This is a genomic window from Streptomyces sp. NPDC060198 (genome assembly GCF_042728415.1).
GTDB lineage: Bacteria > Actinomycetota > Actinomycetes > Streptomycetales > Streptomycetaceae > Streptomyces.
In genome coordinates, this window is record NZ_JBHWZJ010000532.1 from 1 (window position 1) to 3,714 (window position 3,714).

A 3,714-nucleotide genomic window follows, 5' to 3' on the forward strand; every position below is an offset into this window, starting at 1 on the left:
GGGGCGCGTCCGGAGCGGTTCGCCCCCGTGAGTCCCGGCCGGGGCGGGACTAGATTCGGAACCATGGCCGACGCGAAGCGCGAGATCGAGCGGAAGTACGAAGCGGCTCCCGGCATCGGGCTGCCCGACCTCATCGGGGTGGCCAGAACGGCCGCGTCCGTACCACGCGGGGTCGTGGAACTCGACGCCGTCTACTACGACACCGAGGACTTCCGGCTGACGGCCGGCTCCGTGACCCTGCGCCGCAGGACCGGCGGCGACGACGCGGGCTGGCACGTGAAGTTCCCCGTCGCCCCCGGCGTACGCGACGAGATCCGCGCGCCGCTCTCCGCCACCCTGCCCGACGCACTCGCGGAGCTGATCCGCTCCCGGGTCCGCGACCGGCCCGTGGTCCCGGTCGTCCGGCTGCTCTCCTCACGGGACGTCCACCACCTCGCCGACGCCGAGGGCCGGTTGCTCGCCGAGCTGAGCGTCGACACCGTCCTGGCCGAGCGGCTCACCGAGGACGGCGCCGGAGCCACCGTCGGGTGGACCGAGATCGAGGTGGAGCTCGCCGACGACGGCGACCCCGCCTACCTGGACGCCGTGGAGGAGCGGCTCGCCGCGGCGGGCGTACGCCCCTCGGCCTCCGCCTCCAAGGTGGCCCGCGCACTCGCCGAGACGGCACCGGGGGAGTGGTCGGCGCAGGGAGCGGGGGACGAGGAGCCCGGGGACACCGCGGGCGGGCAGGTCCTCGCCCACCTACGCCGGCAGATCGGCACGATCGTCACCCTCGACCCGGCGGTCCGCCGCGACCTGCCCGACGCGGTGCACCGGATGCGGGTCGCCACCCGGCGGCTGCGCAGCGCCTTCAAGACGTACCGCAAGGTGCTCGAACGGACCGTCACCGACCCGGTCGGGGCCGAGCTGAAGTGGCTCGCCGCCGAGCTGGGTACCGTCCGGGACCACGAGGTGCTGGAGGCGCGTCTGTCCCACCGCGTCGACGAGGTGGAAAGCGCCCTGCTGCTGGGACCCGTGCGCGGTCGGCTGGAGCGGTGGGGAGCGGTGGAACGCGCCGGGGCCCGCCGCCGCGTCCTGGCGGTGCTCGACGGGGAGCGGTACCTCGCGCTGCTCGGCGCCCTGGACGCGCTGCTCGCCCACCCGCCCCTGTTGCCCGCGGCCGGCGAGGACGCCGCCGGGACCCTCACCCGGGCGGTGCTGAAGGACCACGACCGGCTCACCGCCCGCGTCCAGCACGCCCTGGACCTGCCGCCCGGCCCCGGCCGGGACCTCGCGATGCACGAGGCCCGTAAGGCGGCCAAGCGCACCCGGTACGCGGGCGAGGCCGCCCGCCCCGTCCTCGGCAAGCCCGCGAAGCGGCTCGCCAAGCGGGTCAAGGCGGTCCAGAGCCTGCTCGGCGACCACCAGGACGGGGTGATCGCCCGCGAGGCCCTGCGCGCTCTGGCCGTGCACGCCCACGGAGCCGGTGAGTCCGCTTTCACCTGGGGACTTCTGTACGGCCGCGAGGAGGCGTCGGCGGCCCGGCTGGAGCTCCGGCTGCCGCACGTGTGGGCGCGGGCGTCCGAGGCCCGGTTGCGGGCGGCGTCGAAGAGCTGAGCAGCGGGGTACGCTGGATGGTCACCCCTGCCAGCTCACGAAGGTTCGCGAGATGTCTGCCGAGTCGGTCTTCCCACAGCTCGAAGCTCTGCTCCCGCATGTGCAGAAGCCCATCCAGTACGTCGGCGGTGAGCTGAACTCCACCGTCAAGCCGTGGGACGAATGCGACGTCCGCTGGGCGCTCATGTACCCCGACGCCTACGAGGTCGGTCTGCCCAACCAGGGCGTCATGATCCTCTACGAGGTGCTCAACGAGCGCGAAGGGGTCCTCGCCGAGCGCACCTACAGCGTCTGGCCGGACCTCGAAGAGCTGATGCGCGAGCACGAGGTGCCGCAGTTCACGGTGGACAGCCACCGGCCCGTCGGCGCGTTCGACGTCTTCGGGCTGAGCTTCTCCACCGAGCTCGGCTACACCAACATGCTCACGGCCCTGGACCTGGCGGGCATCCCGCTGGAGGCCAAGGACCGCACGATGGACGACCCGATCGTGCTCGCGGGCGGCCACGCCGCGTTCAACCCCGAGCCCATCGCCGACTTCATCGACTGCGCGGTCATCGGCGACGGCGAGCAGGCGGTCCTGGAGATCACCGAGATCGTCCGCGCCTGGAAGGCCGAGGGCCGGCCCGGCGGCCGGGACGAGGTGCTGTTCCGCCTCGCCCGTACCGGCGGCGTCTACGTCCCGCGCTTCTACGACGTCGAGTACCTCCCGGACGGCCGCATCGCCCGTGTCGTGCCCAACAAGTCGGGCGTGCCGTGGCGTGTGTCCAAGCACACCGTCATGGACCTCGACGAGTGGCCCTACCCGAAGCAGCCGCTGGTCCCGCTCGCCGAGACCGTCCACGAGCGGATGTCCGTCGAGATCTTCCGCGGCTGCACCCGCGGCTGCCGTTTCTGCCAGGCCGGCATGATCACGCGCCCCGTGCGGGAGCGAAGCATCACCGGCATCGGCGAGATGGTCGACCGCGGTCTGAAGGCGACCGGCTTCGAGGAGGTCGGCCTGCTCTCGCTCTCGTCCGCGGACCACTCCGAGATCGGCGAGATCGCCAAGGGCCTCGCCGACCGGTACACCGAGGACAAGGTCGGCCTCTCCCTGCCGTCCACCCGCGTCGACGCGTTCAACGTGGACCTCGCCAACGAGCTGACCCGCAACGGCCGCCGTTCCGGTCTCACCTTCGCCCCCGAGGGCGGTTCCGAGCGCATGCGCAAGGTCATCAACAAGATGGTCTCGGAGGAGGACCTGATCCGTACGGTCTCCACGGCGTACGGCAACGGCTGGCGCCAGGTGAAGCTGTACTTCATGTGCGGCCTGCCCACCGAGACCGACGAGGACGTCCTCCAGATCGGCGACATGGCGGTCAACGTGATCGCCAAGGGCCGCGAGGTGTCCGGTCAGAACGACATCCGCTGCACCGTCTCCATCGGCGGGTTCGTTCCCAAGCCGCACACCCCGTTCCAGTGGGCGCCGCAGCTGAGCGCCGAGGACACCGACGCGCGGCTCAAGAAGCTCCGTGACAAGATCCGGGGCGACAAGAAGTACGGCCGCTCCATCGGATTCCGCTACCACGACGGCAAGCCCGGCATCGTCGAGGGCCTCCTCTCGCGCGGCGACCGGCGCGTCGGCTCCGTCATCCGCGCCGTGTACGAGGACGGCGGCCGCTTCGACGGCTGGCGCGAGCACTTCAGCTACGACCGCTGGATGGCCTGCGCCGACAAGACGCTGCCCGGCTTCGGTCTGGACGTCGACTGGTACACCACCCGCGAGCGGACCTACGAGGAGGTCCTGCCCTGGGACCACCTCGACTCCGGCCTCGACAAGGACTGGCTCTGGGAGGACTGGCAGGACTCGCTCGACGAGACCGAGGTCGAGGACTGCCGCTGGACCCCCTGCTTCGACTGCGGCGTCTGCCCGCAGCTCGACCTGGTCGGCGGGCTCGGGGTCCGCCTCGATCCAGGCCTCGACCTGCTCGAGGAAGGCCGCGTGGCCGGCGCCGGCCTCGTACCCGGGGTCGTCGACCTCGTTGGCCAGGGGCTCGGGGTTCGTCATCTCACACCAACTTCGCGATCTGGGCGAGCAGGGAGCTGATCCGGGGGCCGGCAGCCTGGCCGGCCTCGATGACC

Annotated in this window: 1 protein-coding gene and 1 pseudogene; both read left to right on the forward strand. The window is 71.9% G+C overall.

From position 1 onward, the window contains the following. The first annotated feature begins 63 nt into the window (after positions 1-63). Entirely contained in the window at positions 64-1,596 is a 1,533-nt protein-coding gene (locus ACFWEP_RS32925; RefSeq protein WP_387375714.1) for a CHAD domain-containing protein, read from the forward strand. 52 nt (positions 1,597-1,648) lie between these two features. Then, positions 1,649-3,547, forward strand: a pseudogene (locus ACFWEP_RS32930) (TIGR03960 family B12-binding radical SAM protein); the annotation flags it as partial. Positions 3,548-3,714: the final 167 nt, after the last annotated feature.

Coding starts and splice junctions, on each gene's coding strand:
- ACFWEP_RS32925 (WP_387375714.1), top strand. CDS start 64: ATGGCCGACGCGAAGCGCGAGATCGAGCGGAAGTACGAAGCGGCTCCC.